At 45.2% G+C, this 3,703-nt stretch carries 3 protein-coding genes and 1 pseudogene; 1 reads left to right on the top strand and 3 read right to left on the bottom strand.

What is annotated here, in order from left to right:
* Position 1 precedes the first annotated feature (1 nt).
* Positions 2 to 1,261, bottom strand: coding sequence for a phosphopantothenoylcysteine decarboxylase domain-containing protein (locus PX636_RS18695; protein ID WP_288118266.1), 1,260 nt, complete (start codon positions 1,259 to 1,261; stop codon positions 2 to 4).
* Positions 1,262 to 1,442: 181 nt separating this feature from the next.
* Here PX636_RS18695 and PX636_RS18700 point away from each other — a divergent pair, with 181 nt between their 5' ends.
* Entirely contained in the window at positions 1,443 to 2,384 is a 942-nt protein-coding gene (locus PX636_RS18700; protein WP_002761304.1) for a DUF1517 domain-containing protein, read from the top strand.
* Between the two features lie 128 nt (positions 2,385 to 2,512).
* On the opposite strand, the gene PX636_RS18705 is transcribed toward PX636_RS18700, so the two are convergent.
* Together PX636_RS18705 and PX636_RS18710 are read right to left on the bottom strand one after the other, a co-directional pair.
* Positions 2,513 to 3,463, bottom strand: coding sequence for an NAD-dependent epimerase/dehydratase family protein (locus PX636_RS18705; RefSeq protein WP_012267124.1), 951 nt, complete (start codon positions 3,461 to 3,463; stop codon positions 2,513 to 2,515).
* A gap of 133 nt (positions 3,464 to 3,596) precedes the next feature.
* Positions 3,597 to 3,703 (bottom strand): annotated as a pseudogene (locus tag PX636_RS18710) (IS1 family transposase); the annotation flags it as partial.

Below are 3,703 nucleotides of genomic sequence, written 5' to 3' on the forward strand. Positions count from 1 at the left end.
ATTAAATTTTTTTGATTGTAACATTTTTGGCTCGCTGTTCTAAATATTCGGCGATGCCAATAGCGATCGCTTTTTTGCCGATAAATTTCCTCAATGCCGCTTTTGTGACCAAATAAGCCACCTGTTCCCCTTGATCGCCCTTTTCCTCACCCCGATTAGCAATGACGGCCTGATAGCCCTTTTCTAGGCGTTTACGGGCGATTTCCAGCAACTCCTCCTGACTGACTCCCTCCTGATACTTGAAAGTCACCATCTCTAAATCGGGAAATTTTTCTCTCACCTTGTCAATCACTTTTTCCGTCGGCACAAAATTAAGATTTAACGGCCCACCACTGGGAATTTTACCCAAAAAAGGGCTTTCTAAGCGATAATCTGCCACTGCTGCCGAGAAAATCCCAAATTTATAATCTTTACTCTCTAATTCTCCCATCACCTTCCCTAGATACTCGTCATAAGTTTCAATAATTTCGTGGGGTAAATAAGCGGGGGGTGTATAGCTGCCGCGTCCGTGGATTAATTGCACCTTTGCCCCGCGCAGGTACAATTCTTCTGCAATAGCGACTCCTAATTGTCCGGTAAAACGATTGGTTAAACGACGAATATTATCGATAATAACGGGTGTGGGTCCACCAGTGACTAAAATCGGCCTATTTTTCAGGACAGAATTACTGAGAATCCCACAGGCTGCTACGGTGATCTCTTTTTCCCCGGGGAGATTGTGCTTACCGTAATCATCCCGGGGTGACATAATCTGGACTCCCCAGCGATCGAGAGTTTGCAAAGATTCGGTCAGAATAGCATTATGTAAACTGCCGTGCATGGTGGGGACAAGCAGAATTTTAGTTTTTCCCTTTTCCTGTCGTCCCAAGGCCGAGGCCAAGCATGAAGTGATCACTCCGTCAGCGATTCCGTAACGAAACTTATTAATCGTGTTATAGGTAGCGGGGGCGACTAAATAAAGATCAAAGGGAGATTGATCGCTTAAATGTTCTGCTTTTGCCGTTAATTGGCTAATTACGGGATTAACCGTACTCCATTCCAAAGCTTCCTTAGTGACGTATCTTAAAGCTTCTTCCGAGACAAAAGCCACGACTGTAGCCCCGAATTTCCGCAAAGATCGGGCAATTAGCGGCGCTTTCATGGCCGCAATCCCTCCTGTCACCAGTAAAGCAATACGTTTACCCCAGAGATGATGACTTTCTAAGGGTACTTCGCGATCGCTTAATGGCGAATCCGTCGGAGAAGAGAAATTCCAAGTCATAAATTTGGGGGTGGGGGTTTTGTCAGTGATCAGTAAACAGTAAACAGTGAACTGAAAACTCAAATCTGATCACTGATAACTGATAACTGATCACTGATTCGGTTATCCCTATTCGGGGTTTGTCTATCCCTGAGGGAGAAACTGGTTATCCTAGTAAATAAAGGGTTGCTTCGGTGTTCTTATGATTGACAAAATTTTAACTAAAGTTCGATCGCTTGCCAAGCCGCTATTAGTTCTAGGATTAGTGACAACGCTGATTTTAGGCAATGTTTCCAGTGCTTTAGCGGCATCGGGGGGTAGAATGGGGGGCGGTAGTTTTCGCGCCCCTAGTCGCAGTATTAGCCCTTCTAGAGGTGGTGGTTACAGTTCCCCCGGTTACGGTGGAGGTATTGGTTTTCCCTTCCTCTTACCCTTCTTTTGGGGTGGTGGTGGCGGTGGCTTAATTTCTCTGTTAATCTTTTTTGCTATTGCCAATTTCCTCGTTAATGCTTTCCGTAATGGTGGAGGCAGTGATGAGAATGGTATGACGATAGAATCCGGTTATGAAACCGTCTCCGTGGCTAAAGTACAGGTGGGTTTGTTGGCTAATGCCCGTTATCTGCAACAAGAATTAAATCAAATCGCCCTAACTGTGGATACTAGCACCTCCGAGGGACGCGTCGAAGTCTTACAAGAATCGGCCCTCGCCCTGTTACGTCATCCGGAATACTGGGTTTATGGTAACGTCGATTGCCAACAAACCAGCCTCAGCAGTGCAGAAGCGAAGTTTAATCAGTGGTCTCTCAACGAACGCGGTAAACTAACGGCGGAAACCTTAACTAATTACAATAATCAACTGCGTCAAGGTTCTCAAGAAAATATTTTACCCGAATCGGCTGGGGAATTAGCTAAAACCGCACCGGAAGGCTATATTTTGGTGACTATTTTAGCCGGCATTGTCGGTAAATTTTCTCTAGCCAAAATTAATGATTCCCAAGACTTGAAACAAGCCCTGCAACAAATTGGTAGTATGGGAGGCGATCGACTTTTAGCGGTAGAAGTGATTTGGACTCCTCAAAGCGAGGGTGATATTCTCAGTCAAGACGACATTCTCGCCAATTATCCCGATCTGAAATTGGTGTAATTTGTCGGGGTATAATACCAGATATTGGCCAAAATCTCCCTTTTATGGGGAGATTTTTTGATTATTAAGCAATTGCTCCCGTGATGGGATTTTTAGGTGTGTCACGATGCCCTAACACACCCTAACCATTAACAATATAATTCCTGAATCCACTGCCATTCTTGGGCTAATCCTTCGGCTAAAGAGACTTGGGGATTATAACCTAGAATAGTACGGGCTTTGGTGACATCGGCGGCGGTGTGACGGGCATCTCCCCGGGCGAGTCCTTGATGCGATCGCTCGATAGGTTTACCGATGACTTTTGCCATGGTATCCAAGACATCCAACAATACCACGCGACTACCACCACCAATATTAAACACCTCCCCCACCGCTTCCGGCACTAGGGCAGCGGCTAAATTAGCGGCTACAGCATCGCTAATAAAGGTAAAATCACGGGTTTGTTTGCCATCTCCGTAGATGCCGATCGGTTTACCTGCGATCGCTGCTTGAAAAAACTTATGGAAAGCCATATCGGGACGTTGCCGCGGTCCATAAACGGTGAAATAACGCAAGGCAGTGACGGGAACGTTAAAATTCTGGTGATATAGCCAACAGAGTCTTTCTGCCGCTAATTTGGTGATGCCGTAGGGTGAAACTGGTTGGGGACAAAGGGTTTCGGGAGTCGGCATCGTTTCCGCATTGCCATACACCGAGGAAGTGGAAGCAAAAACCATCCGTTGTAAAGAAGGGGTTTCCTTAGCGGCCTCAAGAATAATTTGAGTGGCATTTATATTCCTTTCGGTATATTGACGAAATCCATCACCCCAGCTTGCTCTGACTCCTGCTTGGGCTGCCTGATGGAATAATACTTCTACTCCTTGCAACAGTTGTCGCCAGTCAAGGGCTTGTATATCCGCTTCAATTAACTGAAATTCGGGATATTTTGCTAGAATATGGGCATTTTTGCGCTTTAAACTGGGGTCGTAATAATCGTTAAATTGATCGATACCGATCACCTGATCTCCTTGTTCTAAAAGCTTTTGTGCCAAGTTAGAACCGATAAAACCCGCGACACCAGTAACAATATGAGTAGCCATTTAATCCTAGTCGTTGATATTTTGTATCGATTGTAAGCTAAGACGCATTTAAACTGCTTATTCTTAGATTAGCAGAATCTCCCCCGGTGGTGATTCGGTAGTAGTGATGGCGGCTTAATCCTTTGCTTTGCTGTGCATTGTAGTCATGGATAAAATACCAAAGGGTTCCCCAACGTGATTCTCTATTTTTTTAGAGAAAGATAGACTGTCTCTCACCAGCCGAGAAATCCTTTGTCGAAA

The organism is Microcystis sp. M53598_WE2, assembly GCF_030067735.1.
GTDB classification, from domain to species: Bacteria; Cyanobacteriota; Cyanobacteriia; order Cyanobacteriales; family Microcystaceae; genus Microcystis; species Microcystis aeruginosa.

Bases quoted from the DNA above. Each gene is read 5' to 3' on its own strand.
- PX636_RS18695 (WP_288118266.1), bottom strand. From the start codon at position 1,261: ATGACTTGGAATTTCTCTTCTCCGACGGATTCGCCATTAAGCGATCGC.
- PX636_RS18700 (WP_002761304.1), top strand. From the start codon at position 1,443: ATGATTGACAAAATTTTAACTAAAGTTCGATCGCTTGCCAAGCCGCTA.
- PX636_RS18705 (WP_012267124.1), bottom strand. From the start codon at position 3,463: ATGGCTACTCATATTGTTACTGGTGTCGCGGGTTTTATCGGTTCTAAC.